The 24,369-nt window shown below is 45.6% G+C and carries 20 protein-coding genes and 3 pseudogenes; 3 read left to right on the top strand and 20 right to left on the bottom strand.

Translation table 11 applies throughout. The features are described from left to right. Positions 1 to 583: 583 nt before the first annotated feature. The 8 genes and pseudogenes from EIM92_RS11495 to EIM92_RS24500 all read right to left on the bottom strand — a co-directional run. Positions 584 to 1,939, bottom strand: a pseudogene (locus tag EIM92_RS11495) (IS1182 family transposase); the annotation flags it as partial. 82 nt (positions 1,940 to 2,021) lie between these two features. Further along, positions 2,022 to 2,286 (bottom strand): annotated as a pseudogene (locus tag EIM92_RS11490) (MepB family protein); the annotation flags it as partial. Beyond that, positions 2,279 to 2,479, bottom strand: coding sequence for a hypothetical protein (locus EIM92_RS11485; RefSeq protein ID WP_164515083.1), 201 nt, complete (start codon positions 2,477 to 2,479; stop codon positions 2,279 to 2,281). The pseudogene EIM92_RS11490 and the gene EIM92_RS11485, both read right to left, overlap by 8 nt. Before the next feature lie 521 nt (positions 2,480 to 3,000). Further along, positions 3,001 to 4,194, bottom strand: a complete 1,194-nt coding sequence (locus EIM92_RS11480) for a transposase (RefSeq protein WP_125081264.1) — start codon at positions 4,192 to 4,194, stop codon at positions 3,001 to 3,003. Positions 4,195 to 4,736: 542 nt separating this feature from the next. Further along, positions 4,737 to 6,032 carry an IS110 family RNA-guided transposase gene (locus EIM92_RS11475; RefSeq protein WP_125082745.1) on the bottom strand — a complete coding sequence of 432 codons (1,296 nt, stop codon included), beginning with the start codon at positions 6,030 to 6,032 and terminating at the stop codon, positions 4,737 to 4,739. A gap of 89 nt (positions 6,033 to 6,121) precedes the next feature. Further along, positions 6,122 to 6,595, bottom strand: a complete 474-nt coding sequence (locus EIM92_RS11470; RefSeq protein WP_164515082.1) for a hypothetical protein — start codon at positions 6,593 to 6,595, stop codon at positions 6,122 to 6,124. A gap of 269 nt (positions 6,596 to 6,864) precedes the next feature. Further along, on the bottom strand, positions 6,865 to 7,176 hold the full coding sequence (locus EIM92_RS11465; protein WP_246021329.1) for a hypothetical protein: 312 nt from the start codon (positions 7,174 to 7,176) through the stop codon (positions 6,865 to 6,867). Positions 7,177 to 7,188: 12 nt separating this feature from the next. Beyond that, positions 7,189 to 7,932: an RHS repeat-associated core domain-containing protein gene (locus EIM92_RS24500; RefSeq protein ID WP_484217429.1), complete on the bottom strand. Its 744-nt coding sequence runs from the start codon at positions 7,930 to 7,932 to the stop codon at positions 7,189 to 7,191. A gap of 104 nt (positions 7,933 to 8,036) precedes the next feature. Between EIM92_RS24500 and EIM92_RS24735 the strand changes: the two are divergent. Further along, positions 8,037 to 8,202: pseudogene (locus EIM92_RS24735) on the top strand (IS3 family transposase); the annotation flags it as partial. Between the two features lie 111 nt (positions 8,203 to 8,313). Here EIM92_RS24735 and EIM92_RS11455 read toward each other — a convergent pair. From EIM92_RS11455 to EIM92_RS24730, 7 genes are all read right to left on the bottom strand, one after another. Beyond that, on the bottom strand, positions 8,314 to 8,556 hold the full coding sequence (locus EIM92_RS11455; protein WP_125082741.1) for a hypothetical protein: 243 nt from the start codon (positions 8,554 to 8,556) through the stop codon (positions 8,314 to 8,316). Position 8,557: 1 nt separating this feature from the next. Next, a complete protein-coding gene (locus EIM92_RS11450) occupies positions 8,558 to 9,640 on the bottom strand; it encodes an RHS repeat domain-containing protein (protein ID WP_125082740.1) in 1,083 nt (360 codons plus the stop codon). A 237-nt stretch (positions 9,641 to 9,877) separates the two neighbouring features. Then, positions 9,878 to 10,315 (bottom strand): hypothetical protein, encoded by a 438-nt coding sequence (locus tag EIM92_RS11445; RefSeq protein WP_125082739.1) that lies wholly within the window; start codon positions 10,313 to 10,315, stop codon positions 9,878 to 9,880. A 408-nt stretch (positions 10,316 to 10,723) separates the two neighbouring features. Continuing rightward, positions 10,724 to 12,019 carry an IS110 family RNA-guided transposase gene (locus EIM92_RS11440; RefSeq protein ID WP_125082134.1) on the bottom strand — a complete coding sequence of 432 codons (1,296 nt, stop codon included), beginning with the start codon at positions 12,017 to 12,019 and terminating at the stop codon, positions 10,724 to 10,726. Positions 12,020 to 12,131: 112 nt separating this feature from the next. Next, positions 12,132 to 13,541 (bottom strand): RHS repeat domain-containing protein, encoded by a 1,410-nt coding sequence (locus EIM92_RS11430; RefSeq protein WP_281279672.1) that lies wholly within the window; start codon positions 13,539 to 13,541, stop codon positions 12,132 to 12,134. Positions 13,542 to 13,626: 85 nt separating this feature from the next. Continuing rightward, positions 13,627 to 14,082 (bottom strand): hypothetical protein, encoded by a 456-nt coding sequence (locus tag EIM92_RS11425; protein WP_125082738.1) that lies wholly within the window; start codon positions 14,080 to 14,082, stop codon positions 13,627 to 13,629. A gap of 17 nt (positions 14,083 to 14,099) precedes the next feature. After that, entirely contained in the window at positions 14,100 to 14,456 is a 357-nt protein-coding gene (locus tag EIM92_RS24730) for an HYD1 signature containing ADP-ribosyltransferase family protein (protein WP_125085136.1), read from the bottom strand. A gap of 71 nt (positions 14,457 to 14,527) precedes the next feature. On the opposite strand from EIM92_RS24730, the gene EIM92_RS11415 reads away from it, so the two are divergent. Both EIM92_RS11415 and EIM92_RS11410 read left to right on the top strand, forming a co-directional pair. After that, complete coding sequence (locus tag EIM92_RS11415) at positions 14,528 to 14,854, top strand: transposase (RefSeq protein WP_125080997.1); 327 nt, start codon at positions 14,528 to 14,530, stop codon at positions 14,852 to 14,854. Between the two features lie 20 nt (positions 14,855 to 14,874). Continuing rightward, positions 14,875 to 15,786, top strand: coding sequence for an IS3 family transposase (locus EIM92_RS11410; protein ID WP_125080998.1), 912 nt, complete (start codon positions 14,875 to 14,877; stop codon positions 15,784 to 15,786). Between the two features lie 83 nt (positions 15,787 to 15,869). On the opposite strand, the gene EIM92_RS24180 is transcribed toward EIM92_RS11410, so the two are convergent. The 5 genes from EIM92_RS24180 to EIM92_RS11385 all read right to left on the bottom strand — a co-directional run bounded on the left by EIM92_RS24180 (position 15,870) and on the right by EIM92_RS11385 (position 24,367). Next, positions 15,870 to 16,034 carry an RHS repeat-associated core domain-containing protein gene (locus EIM92_RS24180; RefSeq protein WP_246021327.1) on the bottom strand — a complete coding sequence of 55 codons (165 nt, stop codon included), beginning with the start codon at positions 16,032 to 16,034 and terminating at the stop codon, positions 15,870 to 15,872. A 934-nt stretch (positions 16,035 to 16,968) separates the two neighbouring features. Continuing rightward, positions 16,969 to 17,349: a hypothetical protein gene (locus tag EIM92_RS11400; RefSeq protein ID WP_125082736.1), complete on the bottom strand. Its 381-nt coding sequence runs from the start codon at positions 17,347 to 17,349 to the stop codon at positions 16,969 to 16,971. Positions 17,350 to 17,364: 15 nt separating this feature from the next. Next, a complete protein-coding gene (locus tag EIM92_RS23680) occupies positions 17,365 to 18,123 on the bottom strand; it encodes an RHS repeat domain-containing protein (RefSeq protein ID WP_425464182.1) in 759 nt (252 codons plus the stop codon). 82 nt (positions 18,124 to 18,205) lie between these two features. Then, positions 18,206 to 18,481, bottom strand: a complete 276-nt coding sequence (locus EIM92_RS11390; protein WP_125082735.1) for a hypothetical protein — start codon at positions 18,479 to 18,481, stop codon at positions 18,206 to 18,208. Positions 18,482 to 18,496: 15 nt separating this feature from the next. Continuing rightward, the gene (locus EIM92_RS11385) at positions 18,497 to 24,367 is read right to left on the bottom strand and encodes a DUF6531 domain-containing protein (protein WP_125082734.1); all 5,871 of its coding nucleotides are present in this window, start codon (positions 24,365 to 24,367) and stop codon (positions 18,497 to 18,499) included. Between the last annotated feature and the right edge of the window lie 2 nt (positions 24,368 to 24,369).

Raw genomic sequence — 24,369 nt, 5'->3', positions numbered from 1 at the left:
ATTTGTTACTTGTACTTCGCGTTTCATTACCCACGTTACCCCGTTACCCATGTTGCCTCGCTACCCGCATTGCCTCGTTGGTGCATTACTTTATTGTTCGATATTGTTACTTTCTGTTAATTTCTATTCGCTAAGCGCAGCTTCCAGCACGCGGTGTCTCGCTGCATGACGCGGTCGGCTCACTTTTACACTGCCTACTGTTTCACTACTGCTGCTGTTGTTGCGTTGTCCGCCATTCGTTTTCTTTATTGGGTATCCACCGGACTATCCATTGTTAGCCAGTTAGCTCATACTAACTGTATTTGTTACATTTAGAATCCGTTGTTTACCGGTGAAAGCACAAACTAGCTGTATTTCGTACAGTTAGAAATGAGCTATGCAGGCAGATTAGGTAAAATGCTGTGATCTAGATGGAGGAAATACATTTAGTCCTTAAAAATTACCTTTATAGCCCTGAACTAAATGTAGGAAATCAGACTGTTGAAGTAATTGATTTTCTATGCAAGAAAACATACTTTCCACGGAAATCCAGAATCGAAAGGATTAAAATATAAGGTGAGTTCCCGTTTGTACGAGAAAAAAGCTTGGCTAGGTGCCTTGCTATTTTCTTAATGTTCTGCACTATGGCAGTCATCAGTGCTTGTTCCTGCACTTTTTCCCGGCCACGCAAACGGGAAATGCGAAGCCCATGGAGCACTTTGGCATCCGCGAAGCTTCGCTCAACTGTTTTACAACGGAGCTTATACAAGATCTGTCCTGAAGAGCTACGGTAATTCGCTTCTACTCGCTCTTTAAACCCTTCCCAAACATGCCGCTGAATTTTACGTTTACGATTTTTGCTTGATGTACAGCTATCCAATAATGGGCATTGGCCACATAAGTCAGGGTTGGACATATATTCTTTGTATCCATTGCGATTAGTTGTGTGGTAAGTCAGCTTAGATCCATTGGGACATATATAAGCGTCTTGTTGCGGGTCATAGGAAAACTCTTCTTTGGGTATAGTCCCCTCTGCTGTAGGGGCATTACGAGTAGCGATGACACTGAAAATACCCATCTCGCTTGTTTTTTTGCATATGTAGGGCGTCATATATCCTGAATCCAAAGCAACAGCTTCTAACGTATTGTGAAAGTCAAATGTATCGATCTGTCTTTGAAGTCTTTCTATATAAACGGTTGAGTCATTCACATTTCCAGGGGTAACATGGACATCCGTAATGAGATTGAATTTGTGATCGACTGTACGATGATCCAAATAATAAAACCCTTCGGGTTTGCCTTTACGCTTCATAAAGCCACTTTCTGGATCGGTGTTACTCACTCGCAGTTTTTTTTCAATCGTTTCGTTTTTCACGGGCGGCAGCGGCTTTTTTCCATGACGCTCTCGTTCTTGATTAACAGCTGTCTCCAATTCTTTTAAATATTCAAGGGGCGTTTCCGTCACAACTTGCATCGATGAACGATTTTTATTCGCGTTAGCTTGGATGTGCGTTGAATCAGTAATGAGAACACGTCCCCCTACCATGTTATGACGGATGGCCAAACGGACTACTTCGTCAAAAATGTCTTGAAAAATGGTAGATCCTTTGAATCGCACATTACGGTTGTAACTAATCGTCGAGTGATCCGGCACAGGATCCGTTAAGCCTAGACCGAGGAACCAGCGGTAGGCTACGTCCGTTTTAATTTCTTGCTCTAATTGCCTTTCGGAGTGAATGCCATACAAATAACCAATCAGCATCATTTTGAAAAGGCGAATCGGGTGAATTGGAGGCCTCCCTAATGTGCCGTGATAGTAGGGGCGAGTCATCTCCGTAATAAATGAAAAATCTACGTTTTCATCAATGATTCGTAGTAAATGATCTTTTGGTACAAGCATATCTATACTAACCAATTCAATTTGATTTCTATCTTGTTGAATGTTAGGCAATTCGCACACCACACTTTCAATATATTACCTATATTATACCAAATTAACGCGGTAATGTGATCTAGATAGGGGCTTTTTCAACAGTCTGAGTTATAACTAATAAATCAGGGGCTTCCTCGTATAAGTAAGGTTGACTTTTTATTATTCATGTCCTTTTCCCAAAATGCAACAAACTGCCCTACTTTGGTGGGGGTTATATTTGCAACTCTGAAACGAACTGTTCTCGAGGATAATTGAAATGTACCAGCACCATACTTAGAATTTTGCTTTTCTTCTTGAACCGACTTTACAGTTAAGTCATTTGGCTCGTAGATCATTTTATCTACATAATTTAATGCCGTATAAAAGTCATTCATTATTCCAACCCCCTGAAAATTTCAATAATCTGGCCCGTTTGTTGAACAACCACTCACCGTAATCATCTGTATCACCAGCACTACAACGCGTTTGTTTACCGCCCTTACCGCCACCATTCTTCTTAAGCCCAAACACGTCCACCCAAATAATCGGATCGTCCACATACCCATACAAGCGTATGCCTCCAGCCAACCCAATCGGATCCTGCTGTGTGTACATGCATTCACGGGGCTAATAGCGAAATGGGCAAGCGGTGTGATCGCCTACTGAAGTAGATATCCAGTTTACAAGTTCCGATCCATTGCTAATTAAATCGACTACAGCAATAAACACCTTTCAGAAAAATGCGGCGACCTTTCCTTTCCCCAGTAGAATTCCGGGAATCGATCACCGCCTAAAAAGAACTTTTTTATTGTCTACTTAACAAGTAAAACTAGACTTCTAGTTTTAGGAAGCTTGTTTGTTTACTATTCAAAATTAGGATTAAATACTTTCTGTCCTTTACAAATTTGCATATCCGTTATACTAGTCCGAGTTTTTTTCTCTATAAAATTTAGAGCTTCATTCAAATTATTAAATTGAGCATTTTGCATAATTCCCTATTTGAGAATTGAATAGCAGAACCTAGACCTAGTTGGTGGTGCATTTTCAGCTAAATCCACTCGGTTTTCAAAAATGGGCAGACCTGCAGAATTTTCTGCGCATTCAAAATTTTAAGCAGCGACTTTTCTGTATTTCTGAGCCATTGCCAGGGCAGAAGCCAGCAATACAATTGCATTTAAATATTGGTGAGTTATGACTTTCTCTATGCCCCAAACATGCATGGCGTCTGCGGTCAAATAGGTTTTCATTCGGGAGTTGCAGCGTTCTACACTCGTTCTTTCTTTGTAAAGTTCTTGCCAACGTTTCGTGTTCCGGTGCGGACTTGAATAACGGCGCAAATCGCTTTTTGTATCAACCTTGAGCACCATTCCATAGTTGGAAGATGAACAGGCTGCCATCCCCAGCGGACAATCCACCTTGCCGGTCGCATGGGGACACCGGAATTTCAGGTGATCGCCATCTACTCCCCAGTATGTCATGGCAAAACCCATGGAGCAGCAAGGTGTACCGTTAGATGTTATACCTGCAGGCGGTTCCTTCTCATTGCGAAGATTCATCGGGATAATCGCTTGCGCTTTGAGCTTCCGTGCCGCTTCATAGTTTTTAAGTTGGTCATACCCAGCATCAAACACAAAGAACTTCACTTTCGCATCGGCAGCCACTTGTTCCATGAGAGCGGGTGCCAGATCACCGTCATTGACATGAGCCGGTGTAACCGAGAGGGCCAGGGGCAGTTCGCTAGCGGTGTCGACAGCAAGATGAAGCTTATAGCCGAACCACTTGACCTTGTTACCAAAGGAGTCAAACTTCGCGCCCCAGTTGGCATTCCCCGTCAGCTCACTTTTGCGCTTCGGCTGTTTCTTCTCGTAGGCATGGATCGCTGCGCTGTCCATCGCCACGTGACTTCCATCGATGATTCCTTCCTGCTTACAGCGTGTGACGAGATCCTCAAACAGACGTTTTGCCAATCCCTTATTCGTTAGCTCAGTGAAAACGCGGCTTAATGTGGCGATTGATGGAGCTTTTCGATCAAGCCTGAGTCCGCATTGGTAACGGAAACGAAGATCCATATCCAGACGACGATGCAAGCCGCTAAATGTATCCATGTTCTCCAGTGGCGCTGCAAGCAATGCGCGAAGAATCCCTTGTCGGCAGTGCCCATCGGCACCTCGGGGTGAATGACTTCTCAATTCTTTAGCATATGGCCGTAAGTCCAGGGCGCTGAAGAAGATAGGCAAACGTTCTTTAAATTCAAGTTTTTGAAGTTCTTCAAAGGAAAATAGACTTTCTTGTAGAATATACATAGTGACTTCTCCCCCTTGGGTTTTCTTGTTTTGTCACTTGAAAACTTCTCCAAGTTGGGGTGAAGTCCTTTTTTTATGTTTGAAAACCTTTGTCTAGCAAGGGCTCAGGTTAATGCAAAATGCTCAAATTGATTAATTTCCTCCCACTATAAATTAATATTTTCTCGCTCTTTCTCACATTTCCTTAGAATTTTAACATTGACTACCTCGAGAGGTGGATATAACGGGAAGTTTATTGAATTTATTTCCTTTCGGCAGTGTGCGGGAACAGAGATTGGAATGGATTTTCCAAAAAAAAGTGGTTTCCGTATGATCGCACCTTGGATATCCACAACACTTCCTTGATGGTTTACCCTCCCATGTCACACGGGGTCTATGCCCTTACATTCCTTCGTTCTACCTCTCAAGGGGTGGACGCTGTTTCTCGCTCCTTTACTGGGTCGTTGCCCTTATGGAATAGTTCCTGCGGCTGATCCGTGCTTCCATTGTCTCTGTATTGATCCTAAGCATATAGTGAGTCTATCGACCTGAACGTGATTGATTTAAGCAGCCAACTGAAGCTGAGTCCGGCGAACCGGTCCTAAGACATCAGCGGCATTGTATACGATTTTCCTTGTGCCTAACGTGTGTAAAATGCGAATCAGTTTTCCACAAAGCGCCACAATAGACTGTTTCTTTTTCAACGGATTGACCTGGCGCTGCGTATAATACTGATGCATCGCTTTAAACTCCGGGTTCTTTGCCACCATGGGCAACACGGCTCGGAAAAGTAGTGCTCGAAGACGTGATCGACCTCGTTTGCTGATCGTCGTTCGACCCTTTTTCTTTCCAGAACTGTTTTCTCGCAGGTTAAGTCCCGCGAGACGGATAATCTGTTGACCGTGGCTATACCGAGATAGGTCACCGGTTTCTGCTAGGAAGCCAGCAAGTGTCGTGATTCCTACACCCGGAATAGTGAGCATTTCCTGTGTGCCAGGAATCTGTTTGAGTAATAACTCCACTTGATTCATGATCTCTTCCAGTTGTTGTGTAAATAAGGCGTACTGTTGCATCCAAGTGTGTAACTCTAACTTAGCAGCAGTGGTACCTTCTGTGAGTCCAATGGATTCAGAGGCAGCTTCCACAAGCTTTTCAGCTCGCTTTATCCCTACGGCTCGCTGTACGTCTTGCTTCCATCGCCCGAGGATCGCAGTGGCGCCAAGGGCTACGATCTCTTGCGGCAATGGAAACTCAGTCAACGTGACGAGCGCGGCTTTGCCCTCCCAGCTCTTAAAGACGTTGTTAAACTCCGGGAAAAACCGATCGAGCCAGTTTTGAATCCGTCTTTGGACTTGCCCCAAACTGACCATCGTTTTCTCACGCATATTCATGAGAATTCTCAAATCTGCGTAAACGCTAGTCGGTAGTTGGGGTTCGGTATAGTGACCGTTACGGACAAGATCCGCAATCACTTTGGCATCCTTGTAGTCATTTTTAGTCTGGGAGTTATCCTCCAGTTCCTTGCTCTTATGCACATGATGAGGATTCACGACCACGATACGAATGCCCTTGTCTTGCAAGAACTCAGCCAGGGGAAACCAGTAGTGTCCGGTGGGCTCAATGCCAAACACAATATCTGTTTTGGCGTACTGCCTCTGCAATGCCTTCATCCACGATACGAGTTTCGAGAGTCCCTTACGGCTGTTTTCAAATACACAGTCTTTGCCAAGCTCGATTCCGCGAAAATCGATCGCTCTGGCAACATGGGTGTCCTTTGCAATATCTGCACCGACAACCAAAGTTTGATCTGTAATGTCCAAAATGCGTTGATTCTGTTTCTCTTTTAGCTTATACTTCATTTGAGCGTCCTCCTTCTAATTAGGGCAGTGAATGGTTCGCATTCCAAGACCCAGCATACAGGAGGCGCTTTTTTTGTTCAAATCTCATATTAATTCATTACAGGAATAGCTCCTATCTTAATTTTTTGTTTCTTATCCCATTCTAAAGACTTATTTAATGCTCCCTGAATTGTTACATTCTTAGCTAAAATTTCACCTGTTTTTGGAATTTTCATATAACCCCTTTGTTTAAACGGCTTATACGCCTTATTTAATTTTTCAACAACTTCTTCGGATGTTCCTTTAAATGAACCATTAAATGAGATTCCTTCTTTTCGAATCGCATCATGGAATTCCTTATGCAATAAATCAGAACCCTCTAATTCGTATGGATACCAAGATGGCGAATTGAAGTTTGTACCCAATAAAGGAAAGCCATATTTTTTTGCATAAACCCGTGGCATCGGATGATGACCCATACCTGTAGATTTAAGCAATTTCCAGAAGGGCATTAGCCCAAACTCATCCACCCACGCATTAGGATCTCGTACATACCCATAAAATGTAGGGTTATTCCCAGCCAATCCAATCGGATTCTGCTACGTGTACATGCATTCACGGGGCTAATAGCGAAATGGGCAAGCGGTGTGATCACCTACTGAAGTAGATATTCAGTTTACAAGTTCCGATCCATTGCTAATTAAATCAACTACAGCAATAAACACTTTCAGAAAAATGCGGCGACCTTTCCCCAGTAGAATTCCGGGAATCGATCACCGCCTAAAAAGAACTTTTTTATTGTCTACTTGACGAGTAAAACTAGTCTTCTAGTTTCAGGAAGCTTGTTTGTTTACTATTCAAAATTAGGATTAAATACTTTCTGTCCTTTACAAATTTGCATATCCGTTATACTAGTCCGAGTTTTTTTCTCTATAAAATTTAGAGCTTCATTCAAATTATTAAATTGATTAATTTCCTCCCTTAAATATATTTCCGCAACCATATTTTCTTCCTCGATTTCATCTACGTATACTTTGTATATCCCTTGCCATTTTTGTATACCGACTGACGACCAGCATGTTTTCCCATTTAATTCAAATGAAAAAACCTTACCCAATTGCTTTCCATTCTCAATCCATTGAACAAATTTTTCAGTACTAGCCATTGTTAAAATTGCCTACTTTCTAATAATGTTTATTAATACTTTTTTTCCATCTTTCCTTTTAATATTTATATGTGGGAAGGTTCCGTGATCATTATTATCAGCATGTCCACGAACCCGCCCTGTTTTTGGATCTATTGCGTAATCCTTATGATAAGCCCCACCTTGTTTAAAGCGATCCATTTTTGTCTTTTTTCTAATGCCAGAAGCATCCTGTGGGCCAACCCCTCTTACTTTTTGATAATCTGGAAAAGCTTTCTTTAATAAAGCGTCTGCATCAGCCTTACTTTTTACAAACACAGTAGTATCGTTTCCACCTGTACGCAATAGCTCCGCATTCTTTGAAAGCTTGCTATTTGTATCAGAATCGTTTCCAGTCGTACCACAATGCGTTGAATTACCGCCATTACTGCCACCATTCTTCTTAAGCCCAAATACGTCCACCCAAATAATCGGATCGTCTACATACCCATACAGGCGTATGCCTCCATTCAACCCAATCGGATCCTGCTGTGTGTACATACCTTCATTTGGCGAGTAGTAGCGGAAACGGTTGTAATACAGCCCGGTCTCCACGTCCTCATATTGGCCCGGGTAGCGGAACGGACAGGCGTTGTGATCGCCCTTAAGAATAAACTTTCTTACGTTTCCGTAGATGTCGAGCTCGCAAGACCAAACCCGTTCCCCGTGCTCATCATACATTTCCACAGGGGTACCCAGGTGGTCAGTGACGATACTGTAATGACCCTCGGACGTAATTTTCGCTGCCGGATGGAAGGTGCCGTCTTCAAAGACCCAAGTGATGAGACTTGCTGGGTCGGGTTCTTGCCCTGATTTTCCAGAAATTCCCTGATAATTGCGATAAAAGAAAAGGCATTACCATGAGTATGTCCCGTAACGGAACGCCCGCTGATAATGCCCCCATTGAACCGTTTCATTCCACGCTAAAGTCTAGAAACATTCTATCTCAAAGAGGTTAACGTGGTACAGACCGTTCGAGACTACACTGCTTACTATTACTCAATTTGAATTCAAATGAACCAATCGCCGGTGACTGGCTGCTTAAACTTGCTAGGTGTTTTGATCCCTGTCTCACAAACGGGGGTCAGTCCCCCTGAAGCCAATCAAGGTTTTAATGATTCAATCTTGATATTTTTTCGGCAAATAGTCTTTATTAATGTTTTTTAGCAAATTCTTTAAATCATCCTGATAAGATGCTAGTTCCTCCCTATTTTCACATCCTGTTAATTCATATAGTTGTTCTTCAGAACAATTTTCCAGCACAAACTCGATGCAATTTTCATAAACCATCAATTCGCCTTCTGATAATCGCAGTTCAAACAAAGTGACACTAGCAATTTCTTCATATTTTAAAATTTCCATTTTACCACCTCACATAATCGGAGAATATCTCTTTAAATTGTTGAAGTTCAGCTTCTGAAGGTCTTATCCATCTTCCATCTTGAATTCTCATATTGGTGTTCTTACTTGGATTTTTAAATGACGTTATTACTTGGCTTCCATCAGCTTCAACAATATGAATTCTACTATTGTCTCCTTTGATAACCCACCTGCCATCTCCTTGGACAAGAACATCAGATTGTCTAGCTTTCTGAACATCATTAATTGCCGAACCGACTGGTCTCCCCTCTTTGCTCCTTAGTACAGCATGTTCGCTTCTTTCTAGTTTACCCGTTCCCCCACCACGACATTGCTCCGTTGAATCGCTGCCCTTACTGCCACCATTCTTCTTAAGCCCGAACACATCCACCCAAATAATCGGATCATCTACATACCCATACAGGCGTATGCCTCCAGCCAAACCAATCGGATCCTGCTGCGTGTACATGCCTTCATGTGGCGAGTAATAGCGTAAACGGTTGTAATACAGCCCGGTCTCCACGTCCTCATATTGGCCCGGGTAGCGAAACGGACAGGCGTTGTGATCACCCTTAAGAATAAACTTTCTCACATTCCCGTAGATGTCGAGTTCACAAGACCATACCCGTTCCCCGTGCTCATCATACATTTCCACAGGGGTACCCAGGTGGTCAGTGACGATACTGTAATGACCCTCGGACGTAATTTTCGCTGCCGGATGGAAGGTGCCGTCTTCAAAAACCCAAGTGATGAGACTTGCTGGATCGGGTTCTTGCCCTGATTTATCAGAAATGGCCTGAGACCGCCCAAACTCAAAATCTCCATCCTCTAAATACTTACTCTCCCCAGCCAACCGACTCTCGGCTTCCCACTCATGCAGGATTGTATTTCCATCCCACACATAACAGTGTACTACACCGTCAAAGTGCTTCTCAATCCGCCTTCCCAGGCTGTCATACGTGAAAATAACTTCCTTGCCGTCGGGACGGACGACCTTGCTCATCATGCCGTTGCCGTAATAGGCGTAACGCCAGCGGGTGCCGTCGGGATCGAGCTTCTCGATCAGGTTGCCGATGTCGTCAGACATGCTTTACTGTAAATACTGCGTACAATTTTTCATCTGGTTTTGTCAAATGCCTGGGTATGTCGCTCGCCTCGTCTCCGACAGATAATATCGTACATACGCTATTGCACATAAATTTCGCTTACACGCCTGCACTTGACCTCATTAAATCGAATTTCCATCAGCTAGAAGATGCTTTCTAGGCTGACCGCACTACATAAAAAGCCATAAAGAGGTTGTTTACCTCTTTATGGCTTAGAACTATTTCTCCCCTTTAATAAAACTACATTCTCTTTTTAATGTGGTATTATTGTAATAGAACGATTGACCTGTCTGTTTATCTACATTTTCCGCCATGGTTGTTACTTCACACATTAGTGAAATATATCTTGCCAGCCATAGCGAAATATCGAACATACGGTTATTCATGATTTCTTGAAATGAATCAGTAGTTGTTGCTTTAAGAGAAAATTGATAATTGGGCCACTTTTCATTATCCAGCATGGCGCATAGTTCAATCTCAAAACCAAAAACCTCGGTGTAACCCACCAATTCATAAGGTTCATCTTCCAAATTTTCATACCTCAATGAAGGTATATCTAAACCTTCTTCTATTTTTAAGCCTAAATCCTGTAGAATGCCTTCGTATTGAATAAACACCTGTGCGTAAGCACCAAATACCTCATCTATATTCTCCATCTTGACCTCCCACTATAAATTAATATTTTCTCGCTCTTTCTCACATTTCCTTAGAATTTTAACATTGACTACCTCGAGAGGTGGATATAACGGGAAGTTTATTGAATTTATTTCCTTTCGGCAGTGTGCGGGAACAGAGATTGGAATGGATTTTCCAAAAAAAAGTGGTTTCCGTATGATCGCACCTTGGATATCCACAACACTTCCTTGATGGTTTACCCTCCCATGTCACACGGGGTCTATGCCCTTACATTCCTTCGTTCTACCTCTCAAGGGGTGGACGCCGTTTCTCGCTCCTTTACTGGGTCGTTGCCCTTATGGAATAGTTCCTGCGGCTAATCCGTGCTTCCATTGTCTCTGTATTGATCCTAAGCATATAGTGAGTCTATCGACCTGAACGTGATTGATTTAAGCAGCCAACTGAAGCTGAGCCCGGCGAACCGGTCCTAAGACATCAGCGGCATTGTATACGATTTTCCTTGTGCCTAACGTGTGTAAAATGCGAATCAGTTTTCCACAAAGCGCCACAATAGACTGTTTCTTTTTCAACGGATTGACCTGGCGCTGCGTATAATACTGATGCATCGCTTTAAACTCCGGGTTCTTTGCCACCATGGGCAACACGGCTCGGAAAAGTAGTGCTCGAAGACGTGATCGACCTCGTTTGCTGATCGTCGTTCGACCCTTTTTCTTTCCAGAACTGTTTTCTCGCAGGTTAAGTCCCGCGAGACGGATAATCTGTTGACCGTGGCTATACCGAGATAGGTCACCGGTTTCTGCTAGGAAGCCAGCAAGTGTCGTGATTCCTACACCCGGAATAGTGAGCATTTCCTGTGTGCCAGGAATCTGTTTGAGTAATAACTCCACTTGATTCATGATCTCTTCCAGTTGTTGTGTAAATAAGGCGTACTGTTGCATCCAAGTGTGTAACTCTAACTTAGCAGCAGTGGTACCTTCTGTGAGTCCAATGGATTCAGAGGCAGCTTCCACAAGCTTTTCAGCTCGCTTTATCCCTACGGCTCGCTGTACGTCTTGCTTCCATCGCCCGAGGATCGCAGTGGCGCCAAGGGCTACGATCTCTTGCGGCAATGGAAACTCAGTCAACGTGACGAGCGCGGCTTTGCCCTCCCAGCTCTTAAAAACGTTGTTAAACTCCGGGAAAAACCGATCGAGCCAGTTTTGAATCCGTCTTTGGACTTGCCCCAAACTGACCATCGTTTTCTCACGCATATTCATGAGAATTCTCAAATCTGCGTAAACGCTAGTCGGTAGTTGGGGTTCGGTATAGTGACCGTTACGGACAAGATCCGCAATCACTTTGGCATCCTTGTAGTCATTTTTAGTCTGGGAGTTATCCTCCAGTTCCTTGCTCTTATGCACATGATGAGGATTCACGACCACGATACGAATGCCCTTGTCTTGCAAGAACTCAGCCAGGGGAAACCAGTAGTGTCCGGTGGGCTCAATGCCAAACACAATATCTGTTTTGGCGTACTGCCTCTGCAATGCCTTCATCCACGATACGAGTTTCGAGAGTCCCTTACGGCTGTTTTCAAATACACAGTCTTTGCCAAGCTCGATTCCGCGAAAATCGATCGCTCTGGCAACATGGGTGTCCTTTGCAATATCTGCACCGACAACCAAGGTTTGATCTGTAATGTCCAAAATGCGTTGATTCTGTTTCTCTTTTAGCTTATACTTCATTTGAGCGTCCTCCTTCTAATTAGGGCAGTGAATGGTTCGCATTCCAAGACCCAGCATACAGGAGGCGCTTTTTTTGTTCAAATCTCATATTAATTCATTACAGGAATAGCTCCTATTTTCTAAATGGCTTGAATTTAATTGAGAACCCTTGTTTATTCGGCTTGAGCCCTTCAAATCCAGGTGTCTTAGAAAGTATTTTTCTAAATTCAGGATTTGCTTTTAGACTATTACCAAATTTCTCGAATAAAATATCACTTTCAATATAAAAATCAATATCATACTTTTGTAAATTAATCGGTTGACCAAATGTCGGTTTCTTTGGATTTCCAACAGTGCCAGTCTTGAAGGAACCTGTGTAGCCTGCCTTGAGGTTAGGGTCGATCTCTTTATATTGTGGTAATAAATGTTTTTCAGCAAGTTCGTCTAATTTCCCATGAAGTTCAGAAAGTTTCGGATCAAGATTCCCCGTTCCCCCACCACGACATTGCTCCGTTGAATCGCTGCCCTTACCGCCGCCATTCTTCTTAAGCCCGAACACGTCCACCCAAATAATCGGGTCATCTACATACCCATACAGGCGTATGCCTCCAGCCAAACCAATCGGATCCTGTTGCGTGTACATACCTTCATGTGGCGAGTAGTAGCGGAAACGGTTGTAGTAGAGCCCAGTCTCCACGTCCTCATATTGGCCCGGGTAGCGGAACGGACAGGCGTTGTGATCGCCCTTAAGAATAAACTTTCTTACGTTTCCGTAGATGTCGAGCTCGCAAGACCAAACCCGTTCCCCGTGCTCATCATACATTTCCACAGGGGTACCCAGGTGGTCAGTGACGATACTGTAATGACCTTCGGACGTAATTTTCGCTGCTGGATGGAAGGTGCCGTCTTCAAAGACCCAAGTGATAAGACTTGCTGGATCGGGTTCTTGCCCTGATTTTCCAAAAATGGCCTGAGACTGTCCAATCTCAGAGTCGCCGTCCCCCAGATCCTTACTCTCCCCAGCCAACCCACTCACGGCTTCCCACTCATGCAGGATTGTATTTCCATCCCACACATAACAATGTACTACACCGTCAAAGTGCTTCTCAATTCGTCTTCCCAAGCTGTCATACGTGAAAATAACTTCCTTACCGTCGGGGCGGACGACCTTACTCATCATGCCGTTGCCGTAATAGGCGTAACGCCAGCGGGTGCCGTCGGGATCGAGCTTCTCGATCAGGTTGCCTTCCTCGTCATAGCTGTATTTCGTGCCCTCAAACTCCAGCAGACGCCCGCCGGGGCCATACTTCCGGTCGGTTCGGTGCCCGGTGCTGTACAGGTTGCCGACGTCGTCGGACATGTGGAAGATTTTTCCGTATTGATCAGTTGCTCCGATCAGGGTGCCAAAATCGTCATGGTTGAACAACGTCCGCTTCCCTGTCAACCCATTCGTGATCAACTTCAAGCGGTTGTTGACATCCCACTCGTATCTGATTTTGCGATGTTCTCGTCCGCCGGTCTTACTAATTAATTGTTTAACCATAAAACCTATAGAAGTAAAAAAAACCTTGAAAGGCTAAAAGCCAATCAAGGTCTCATCAATGTTAATTTTTGAAGTCGTAGTGGCTTTAATTAATATTTATATCAGATATCCTTAGCCACATATTTATTTCATCGTAACCTAGGACTCTTCCCTTTACCCATTGGCCATAATTTAAATCACATTCACCACTATAAATACCAATCAAATCTTCTACTTTTAAAACCCATCCATGAGGATAATAATAGGCTACTTCAAAGCATACTACTTTTCCAATAGGGTATTTCATTTTTTGATTTCCCCACAATTTCCTTTTTTTCAGTGTGGCTTTATTCCAATTCTCCTCAAATTCATGTTTTGTAATTAATTTTATTGTTCCATCCATTTCATTTTCATCTATAGGTCCTTCAGCCAAACAATCTTCCAAACAAGAAACATGTACAGTTTTATCGCTATCAAAAATGATTTGTCTCAATGCATAACCATCGATTCCTACTTCTATCCAGTACTCTTCTTCTTCATATTCAATCAATAAATATTTCATATGCTTATATCACCTTTCTACTTCCCGCCAACTTTCCCTGATCTAACTATTCTTCCTATTAAATCCAATGCTGTTTCATTCGGTATTACAAAAACACCATCTCGACCTTTTATCACTTCCAAACCACTCACATCTATTTCTACGTAGTGGGTATATTTATACTTATTGGGTACATTAATAAATTGTTTTGCTAGTTGTGCGGGAGTTTTTGTTTCCGGTGCTATGTCAGATAAATACTGACCATCACCATACCTGACATCTTTAGGGTTATTTGCTTTTAAAGATGGATTTAATTGATTTGAATCAAATATCCCATTTGCTCCCTTCTCATTTGTATAATGATATAAGGATTGTTTACCCGTATCCCCACCTATTTAGCCCCCAAATGAACTTGGACAGTACACCCCTTATTCCGATAGAATGAAATCAGTCGGAGGGGAACGCAATGGAAAGAAAACGGTATGATCTGAACTTCAAGAAAAAGGTTGTATCCAAGGGGCATGAAATCGGCAATATGACGGCAGTAGCCAGGCAGCATGATCTTGATCCGAAGATGGTGCTGCGCTGGGCAAGAGAATTGAAACGCAAGGATCTTGACGAATTGGATGGCGATGCTTTGAAGCATGCTTCATTCGTTCCTACAGCCTCAGATTATGCAGCCTTGGAGAAGGAGCACGAGAAGCTCAAGAAGCTCTATGCAGAGCAGGCGCTAGAGAGGGAAATCCTCCGTGACCTGTTAAAAAAAACGAACCCACACTTGCGGATAAAATAGAAATTTCGCAGAAATACATCATGCAGGGCTATTCAATCAGCCTTGTGCTGCGCATTCTGGAAGTGGAGCGTTCCACATATTATGCACATGTGAATCGCCCGAATCAGCAAACTGAGCGAATCCTCAGGAACGGTCGCTCCGCGCCTGGTTACTCATATACGCAAGACAACAAGCGAATTAGCGATGAGCAAATCTGTGAGTGGATCATGGAGCTGTTGGCCGATGAGTACACGTCTGTCTACGGATACCGCAAGCTGACAAAGATGCTGAGGCGCCAGCACCACCTTGTGATTAACAAGAAGAAAGTCTATCGGCTGTGCAAGAAAATGAATGTGCTTCGCCCTCAGCGGAAGCTCAAGGCCAAGCATCCGAAACGACTCGCAAATAACAAAGTCATTACCGCTTCCAATCAACTGTGGGAAACGGATATTAAGTATGGTTGGCTCGAAGGTGAACAGCGCTTTTTCTTCCTGATGAGCATCATCGATGTGTTCGACCGAGCAATTGTTGCTTATCATCATGGCTTGTCCTGCGAGGCTAAGGATCTGGTTCAAATCACGCAGGAGGCACTAATGAAGCGCCAGCTCTTTGACAAGGCGAATCGACCAATTATTCGATCGGATAACGGTCCACAGTTCATTAGCCATCGGTTTGCGGAAGCTTGTGAACAGTTTGGAATTATCCACGAACGAATACCGCCTAAGACGCCGAATAAGAACGCCCACATCGAGTCTTTTCACTCGATCCTTGAATCGGAATGTTACCAGCGCCACGATTTTGAGAGCTACCAACAGGCATATAAGATCGTTAGCGGTTTTATCTACAATTACAATCGCAATCGCATCCATGGAAGCATATATGATATGTCGCCGTACGAATACATGGAAGCAGTCCGGCAAGGCAATGTAAGACCCAAGGAAATCAACGTGTAAGGCATGATCGTCATCAGATGAAAAACTATGAAACATCGAGCGATTCTATGCAATCATTCGAATAAGAGGTGCTGTGTCCAATATTAGGGGGTTAACCCGCCACCATCACTACAACGAGTTTGTTTCGCTTCCTTCTGTCGTTTATTCTTCTTAAGCCCAAACACGTCCACCCAAATAATCGGATCATCCACATACCCATACAGACGGATGCCTCCAGCCAATCCAATCGGATCCTGCTGTGTGTACATGCCTTCATGTGGCGAGTAATAGCGGAAACGGTTGTATACAGCCCGGTCTCTACGTCCTCATATTGGCCCGGGTAGCGGAACGGACAGGCGTTGTGATCACCCTTAAGAATAAACCTTCTTACGTTCCCGTAGATGTCCAGCTCACAAGACCATACCTGCTCCCCGTGCTCATCATACATTTTCACAGGAGTACCCAGGTGGTCAGTCACGATACTGTAATGACCTTCGGACGTAATTTTCGCTGCCGGATGGAAGGTGCCGTCTTCAAACACCCAAGTGATGAGACTGGATGGATCGGGTTCTTGCCCTGATTTTTCAGAATTGACCCGAGACTGTCCAATCTCAGAGTCGCCGTCCCCCAGATCCTTACTCTCCCCAGCAAACCCGCTCTCAGCTTCCCACTCATGCAGGATTGTATTTCCATCCCACACATAACAGTGTACTATACCGTCAAAATGCTTCTCAATCCGCCTTCCCAGACTGTCATACGTGAAAATAACTTCCTTGCCGTCGGGACGGACGACCTTGCTCATCATGCCGTTGCCATAGTAGGCGTAACGCCAGTGGAAGCTGTAGCCGTTGCGGTCGGTCATCTTTACCATCAAGTGCTTATCATAATGGAAAAAAGTCGTTTGACCGAGTGCATCCGTCACGGCGCTGAGATCCCCTGCTTCGTTGTAGCGATATTGAACCAGTACCTCGCGCTCCTTGCTATAATTAAAACGCTACTCCATGATGGTACAACCATCATGAGTTATGAATTTCAGAGAAAATATCGTTAATGTTGTCCCTTTCAAAAATTCTGTATTTCTTCTTTTGTTCATTTGCCTAATGTATTAGTTAATTTCCTTCTTAATCACTAGAGCTTTGTCATATCTAATTATTTATTAAGAAAAACCCTAAGAATAACTCTTAGGGCTTTGTCTTTATAGATTTACTTTATTTCATTTAATAACTCTTTAAATGCCTCATCATACATGTTTTGGCTTAAACTATAAACCTCAACAACCTTTTTTACAGCAACGTATATTTTATTTATAAACTCTACTTGTTGTTCTGAAAATTTAAGTTGAGAAAATTCATCCCAATTTAAAGAAGTCTCTACTTGAAGAATACCACCTTTAAGGTCTAAAATATTCACTTCATCAGCGTCAGTTAAGTCAGTATCAAAAAATAATTGTAATGTGTCAATCCCTCCTGTATCACATTCACTTCTTTCAATGAAGCTATTAAGTTTATCTTCTAGAGGATATAATAACCTAAACTTCTTAGAAACCATCCTAATTGATGTTTGAGGTCTTGATGAAATTTTCATATTTTATAACTCCTTTTAATGGTAACTTTTATTATAAGGTGGTTTATTTCCAAATACTTTTTCATAACTTCTAATATACCGTGTTTCTAAAGCCTTTGCTTGACGCTTACTTAATCCACCCTTTAACAATGTTGTTTCTACTTCAATACCTAGTTTAGAAAATCTTCTTGCATGTTGTTGTCCTCGCTTTTTAAAACCTTGTGTAGTTTCACCAAATCTGATTATCTCACCTGTTCTTCTTTCCCTGACAACATATAAATCAGTTGGTTTTGGAGAATCTAATGAATTTCCATGTATCTTTTTACCCGTACCATTAGGTATCTTACCCCCGCAACCACTACTAAGCCCGAACACATCCACCCAAAAAATCGGGTCGTCCACATACCCATACAGGCGTATGCCTCCAGCCAAACCAATCGGATCCTGTTGCGTGTACATGCCTTCATGTGGCGAGTAATAACGGAAACGGTTATAGTATAACCCGGTCTCCACGTCCTCATATTGGCCCGGGTAGCGGAACGGACAGGCGTTGTGATCACCCTTAAGAATAAACTTTCTTACGTTCCCGTAGATATCCAGCTCACAAGACCAAACCCGTTCCCCGTGCTCATCATACATTTCCACAGGGGTACCTAGATGGTCAGTGACGATACTGTAATGACCCTCGGACGTAATCGTATTAAATAATTTGATAACACACCTTATAGGGATTTCGAGGATTACACAATTCCCTATATCAGAAAAGACATTTTCGGTACTAGGTAGCCCCTTCAAAAAAACAACTTAAGAGAGTTCTCCTAGGGCTAATCAGTTAAAAAGAACTAGAGGTTTTTCCCCTAGTTCTTTTATTTCAAATTCATGATTTGATGAAATCTACGCAAACATCATGCAATTGAATATTTTCCTTCAAAGATTTTTTGCTTTCCTTTTCAATGATATCTAACTGTAGATCATCCTTTGTATAACCGTCAATAAGCTCCATTATGCTATAAATAGTGTCATAAGTTACGTCGTACAATAGCCTCTCAGCATTTTCACAACTACACTTACTCAGAGCGGTCTGAACTATCTCTTCTTGAATTTCATGTAGTGTACTGAAAAATAATTCTTGGCTAGAACTCAACTTTCTCATATAAGCCTCCCTTTATCAATTACGATATTTACCATTATATAAATATTCATACAATTGTGAAACATCTCTTTTTCCTGGCGAGGTTACACCTCCGTCACCAGTTTTTCTACCTTGTCCGCCAAAAACTTCACCTGTTTTTGGATTAACGTTTCGAGTTGGCTGGTGTACATGTGGTGACACTCCACCATGTGAATCGGTTCCAAACCTCTTAAACTGACCATCAGCATTTTTAGGGCTTGTATTAAAGCCAGGTGATTTGGTATGCAGTGTTAATTCTTTATCTACGGGAACATTATTTTTTACAAATCCTTCAAAAGTTCTTTCGCCAGGTTCAGGTTTATATCCTCTAGTAGCTAGTCCTTTATCCATCCCCTTAGTTATCTTATCCCCGCAACCACTACTAAGCCCGAACACATCCACCCAAATAATCGGGTCATCCACATACCCATACAGGCGTATGCCTCCAGCCAAACCAATCGGATCCTGTTGCGTGTACATGCCTTCATGTGGCGAGTAATAACGGAAACGGTTATAGTATAACCCGGTCTCCACGTCCTCATATTGGCCCGGGTAGCGGAACGGACAGGCGTTGTGATCACCCTTAAGAATAAACGTTCTCACGTTCCCGTAGATGTCGAGCTCACAAGACCATACTTGTTCCCCATGCTCATCATACATTTCCACAGGGGTACCCAGGTGGTCAGTCACGATACTGTAATGACCCTCGGACGTGATCTTTGCAGCCGGATGGAAGGTGCCGTCTTCAAACACCCAAGTGATGAGACTGGATGGATCGGGTTCTTGCCCTGATTTTTCAGAATTGACCCGAGACTGTCCAATCTCAGAGTCGCCGTCCCCCAGATCCTTACTCTCCCCAGCAAACCCGCTCTCGGCTTCCCACTCATGCAGGATTGTATTTCCATCCCACACATAACAGTGTACTATACCGTCAAAGTGCTTCTCAATCCGCCTTCCGAGACTGTCGTACGTGAAAATAACTTCCTTGCCGTCGGGACGGACGACCTTGCTCATCATGCCGTTGCCGTAGTAGGCGTAACGCCAGCGGGTGCCGTCGGGATCGAGCTTCTCGATTAGGTTGCCTTCCTCGTCATAGCTGTATTTCGTGCCCTCAAACTCCAGCAGACGCCCGCCGGGGCCGTATTTCCGATCGGTTCGGTGACCGGTGCTGTACAGGTTGCCGACGTCGTCGGACATGCGGAAGATTTTTCCGTATTGATCAGTTGCTCCGATCAGGGTGCCAAAGTCGTCATGGTTGAACAACGTCCGCTTCCCTGTCAACCCATTCGTGATCAACTTCAAGCGGTTGTTGACATCCCACTCGTATCTGATTTTGCGATGTTCTCGTCCGCCGGTCTTCACGCTGTGCTGTTCAGGGCGGCCTGCTACGTCATATTGCCACTGGCTAACGACGCCTCCCGGCAGTAAGCGCTCAATTTCTTGCCCCAATGCGTTGTACTTCATTTGCGCAGACCAGGATGTGCCCGCGCCGTTCTCCATGCTCGGAGATGATCCACCAAAATCACCCTGGGTTTGCTGGGTTTGCTGGGTTTGCTGCCCTTGCCTCTTGCCCTTCTGCTCCGCCTGCATTTGGGTAACTTGCCCCAGCAGATCCCGCTCAAAGGTCAAGTGCGCACCCAAGCTGCTGCTCACCTGAATTCGATTGCTGTTCTCATCGTACTGGCTGGCAACCCAGTAGCCATCCTGCCATTCTTTGGTGACGCGCCCAGCGGAGTCGTACTCCAGCTTGACCCTTGTAAACGGATTGGAGCTCTCCAGTAAATCGCCGACCCGGTTATAGTGATACGATTCTACCAAGCCATCGCTGTAGGCGGAATGAATGACGCGGCCCATCTCATCATATTCGAAGGTGGTCCATCTGCCGCCAGGGCGCTCGACCTTGCGCAGCAAGCCGCTTGGGCTGCGTTCATACTGCTTGACCATGCCATCGAACCCGGTCTCCCGGATGATGCTGCCGTTTGCATCCCGTTCCAGCACATAGCGTTCGCCATGTTCATTGATGACTGCCGTCAGTTCCGTCTCCTGATTGTACACCAGCTCAACGCGCTTGCCCTTCTGCTCCCGCCAGGTCATTTCTCCCAGCGGAGTGTATCCGAAGGCTACGCGATGCTGCTTGTCTTCCGCAAAAATAACATCTTCATACGCATTATACTTCAGTTTAATCACATTGCCATCGGGCTGTTCGACCCGGATGACGCGGCCCAGCGCATCATAGACGAAATACTGCTTCGCCCCGAGCGGGTTGACCGCTTCCAGACATTCACCGCGGTGGTTGTAGCTCCATTTCCCACAACTGCCGTCCGGCAGCGTCATTTCCACCAGATTGTCCTGATCATCGTAGGCAAGCGTCGTCACCGCACCCTGCGGATTGCGCACTTCGCGTATCCGATGCGATTCATCGTAGACCAGCATCGTCATCGATTGATCCGCCCCGACAATCCGGCTCACCCGCCCCTGTTCATCATACTGCCAGGTTTGACTTGCGCCTTCTGGATTGGTAGCCTGCAGCAATCGCTCATGCTCGTCATACGTGTACTGCCATATCCCACCGTCCGGCTGGATTTCCTGCACAAGCTGCCCAACTCCGTCATATTCGTAGCGGGTCATCCGGCCTTCCTCGTCGGTTTCACTCAGCAAATCCGCCGCGTCGCTATAGCTGTACTGCCATTCTCCGCTGAGCGGGTCCACGATCCGGGTGCAAAGATAATCCGGCGTAAACTCATACCTTGTCATATGCCCCTGGCTGTTCGTCACCTCATTGTAACCGTCCAGATAAGCGATTCGCCCTTCCAATAACCCGTCATCGCCCCAGGTATGAACGCACCGCGCGCCCGTGGTCGGCCCGTCGTAACGCCAGTGGAAGCTGTAGCCGTTGCGGTCGGTCATCTTCACCATCAAGTTCTGATCATATTCGAAAGAAGTCGTTTGACCGAGCGCATCCGTCACGGCGCTGAGATCCCCGGCTTCATTGTAGCGATATTGAACCAGCACCTCGCGCTCCTCGCTGTACGGATTACCCGGGTGCGTAAGGTACACATGCGTCACCTTGGTGACCCTTCCCGCATCATCCGTCTCGATATCCAATACCCGGCCAACGCTGTCGATCACTCGCTCCAAATGACCGTTCTCATCGTAACCGAGCTCAATGGATTGACCGAATTCATTTTCGATGCGAACGAGCTGATACGCCTGGATCTCTTCTGAGACTGATTCCCCCGGTTCCCCATTCGATGTTTGCATCACACTGGCGGCTGGCCTGTTCAAACCATTGCCTTGTGGCCCACTTCCGTTTGCCCCATTCCCCTGCGCTCTATCGCCTTGGGGTATTGGCAGACGCTCGCTTATCGGCAATCCACCGCTTAATGAAGCTGATGCCCGATTCGACTGAGCCCTTTGAGCCGTCTCTTCAGCATCGATCGCAGCCAGCTCGCCGATCCGCGCTTTCCGAGCTAAGACTCGCAAAGTCTCCGGGGAAGGCTCAAAATGATAGATCCTCCGGCTCTCGTGATCATAAAGCGCATAGTTGCGCCCCAACCGGCGCAGCGTTAACCGCTCCGCGCGGTTGAAGGTCTCGACCTTGCCCCGGTGCAGCAGCTCAAACGCCGCTCCGCGTCCATCGCCGAGCAGTACGCCGATCCCCTGATCCATCACCATCAGCCGCATATCGAATGCATGGTGTACGCCGTGTCCGAGCCAGCCCCGGTACCCGCTATCGCTAATCCATCTGCGCTTCCACACAAGCGGCAGCGGACCAGGAAACTGGAAGTCGGTCTGCTCGCTCATCATTCGTCCGGTGATCAGGTCTACCGGTTCGAAGCCCCACTGGCAGAGCTTGTCCTTCAGCCCTTCCGTAAATTTATTTTGCGGATTGGCCAATTTTTTATGGTTAAAGTCCGTAATTTTCTTGTGCAGCCCGGATTTCTTCAAAGCGGCATCCATCAGCTTCCCGGTTTTCTCGGCGAGCTGATCCTGCATTTTCGTCAGCTTTTCCGATACCTGCTTCTGGATATTGTCGGCCTGGCCCTTTACTTTTCGGGCTGCGGTAAGCACCTTATCCATTTGGCTTTTCCCTAGCTGCAGTGCCTTCTCGCCGCCGAATTTCATCATCGATTTGCCGATCTTCTTCGCGGCCTTCCCGGCCAGCTTGGCAGCGCCAAAGGCATCGCCGAAACCGGGAACCATGCAAATCAGCGACATTCCCGCGCCGACGAAATCGCCTCGCGCCAGACTAATCCCCGCATTAATAACGTCGAATACGGCGCCAATGCCCGGCAGCATCCCGAGCACATCGAGACCGGTCTGGATTTTATCCCAAAATCCTTCCTTCTCTTTGTCAATCTTCGCTTGCTCCGCCTCGGGATTCGTCAACTGCTCGAACGCCTGTCTGTCCTGACCGTCAGCCACAATCGTCTCGGCAGCCGCATCCGCATTCTCGTTCAGAATGACGCTGCCGCCTTTGCCCACAATAATGATCTCTTCCTCGGCCTGAGCCTGGAACTGCTTGAAGCCTTCAAAATCAATCTGCTCCGTGCCCATCCAGATAATATCGGTCTCGCTATGCAGCTCTATGCCGTTCTCCTCGGAAATCGACAGAAAGAGCGAGTTTTCCTTAGCGGTAAAAGAAATGTCCTGCAGCCCCAGCGTAAAGTCCTTGCCATAGCTCGTCGTAAAAGATTTTACCGTGGAATCCCCCATTTTCTGATCGGCCTTTGCGGCGGCTTCTCCCCCCGGAGACAGCGGGGTTCGCACCGAGTTGATCAACATAGCATCGTCTTCATCCTGGCCTGGAAAATAGAGCTTAATCCGCGAGCCTACCTGTGGCATCGTATGAAATAAATGACTGACCGGGGAGGAGTAAGGGAACCAAACCGCTTCCTCTGCACTCTGCTCCTTGTCAATGTCCAGATGCACCTTGGCCTTCGTCGCTGCCACGCCAATGACCTTGCCTTCAACGGCGAGTCCGACAATGCTCCGATTGTAGAGCTTGTTCTGCCGAATTCCCCCGGGAATGACGCAAAGATACTCAAACTCCAGCATACCCTTCACCAGCTCGGCTTGCATCCCCATCACCGTAAACCAAATGCCGTTAATCTCAACCTGATCGCCTAATTCAAGCAGTTCATCAACCTGAATGACGCAGCGGGTAAAGGATTGTTCCTGCAAGCTTTCACTAGGTGTCTCAATCGCCTTCAAAAAAGCTTCCAGCTTCCGCCCTATCCGGTACGACGTTCCTTCCGGGAGCTTGATTCGACGCGACCCAACGGGAGCCCCAATCCAGATTCGGGCTTCATGCCCGGCAACATCCGGCGTAAGCACCGCACCCGCATGCGAAGCCATACGCTTGAGAAATTCCCAATCCGTCTCGTCGTATTGCAGCACCAGCCGCCCGATCGTATCGGAAGAACGAAACGCATTTTCCTGAATATTGTGCGGATAAGCGGATAGTACCTCATCGATCACTTCGCGGTACCGCAAACCAGCGTGCTGGAAGGAACGACTTTTCGGCTCGATATCCATTTGATATGTATGAGAAATGACCGTTAATTCCACCCTATGATTGTTCTGTACTTCGTGAAGCTCAAGCTGATGCAACTGGCCAAGGAATAAGGGATAATCCTGCCCGCCCTGGCCTCGACACCATAGTCCGATGCGATCCTCATAGCTTGCGGACTGAATCATGCTTCGGCTCTGCTGCTCGGTTAACAGCCCACGAACCTGCATCCAAGCGTGGTCGCCTGGATGCCGGACGATCTTGATCTGCTCAAGGCGAAGCTTTCCGTACGGCCATTTTAGATAGACATCCTGCAGCGTGAGGCCGCTCACTTTTCGTTCCCGAAAGTTCTGCATTT

This window comes from Paenibacillus lentus (assembly GCF_003931855.1).
GTDB lineage: Bacteria > Bacillota > Bacilli > Paenibacillales > Paenibacillaceae > Fontibacillus > Fontibacillus lentus.
This window is presented reverse-complemented; position numbering and strand designations above follow the sequence as displayed.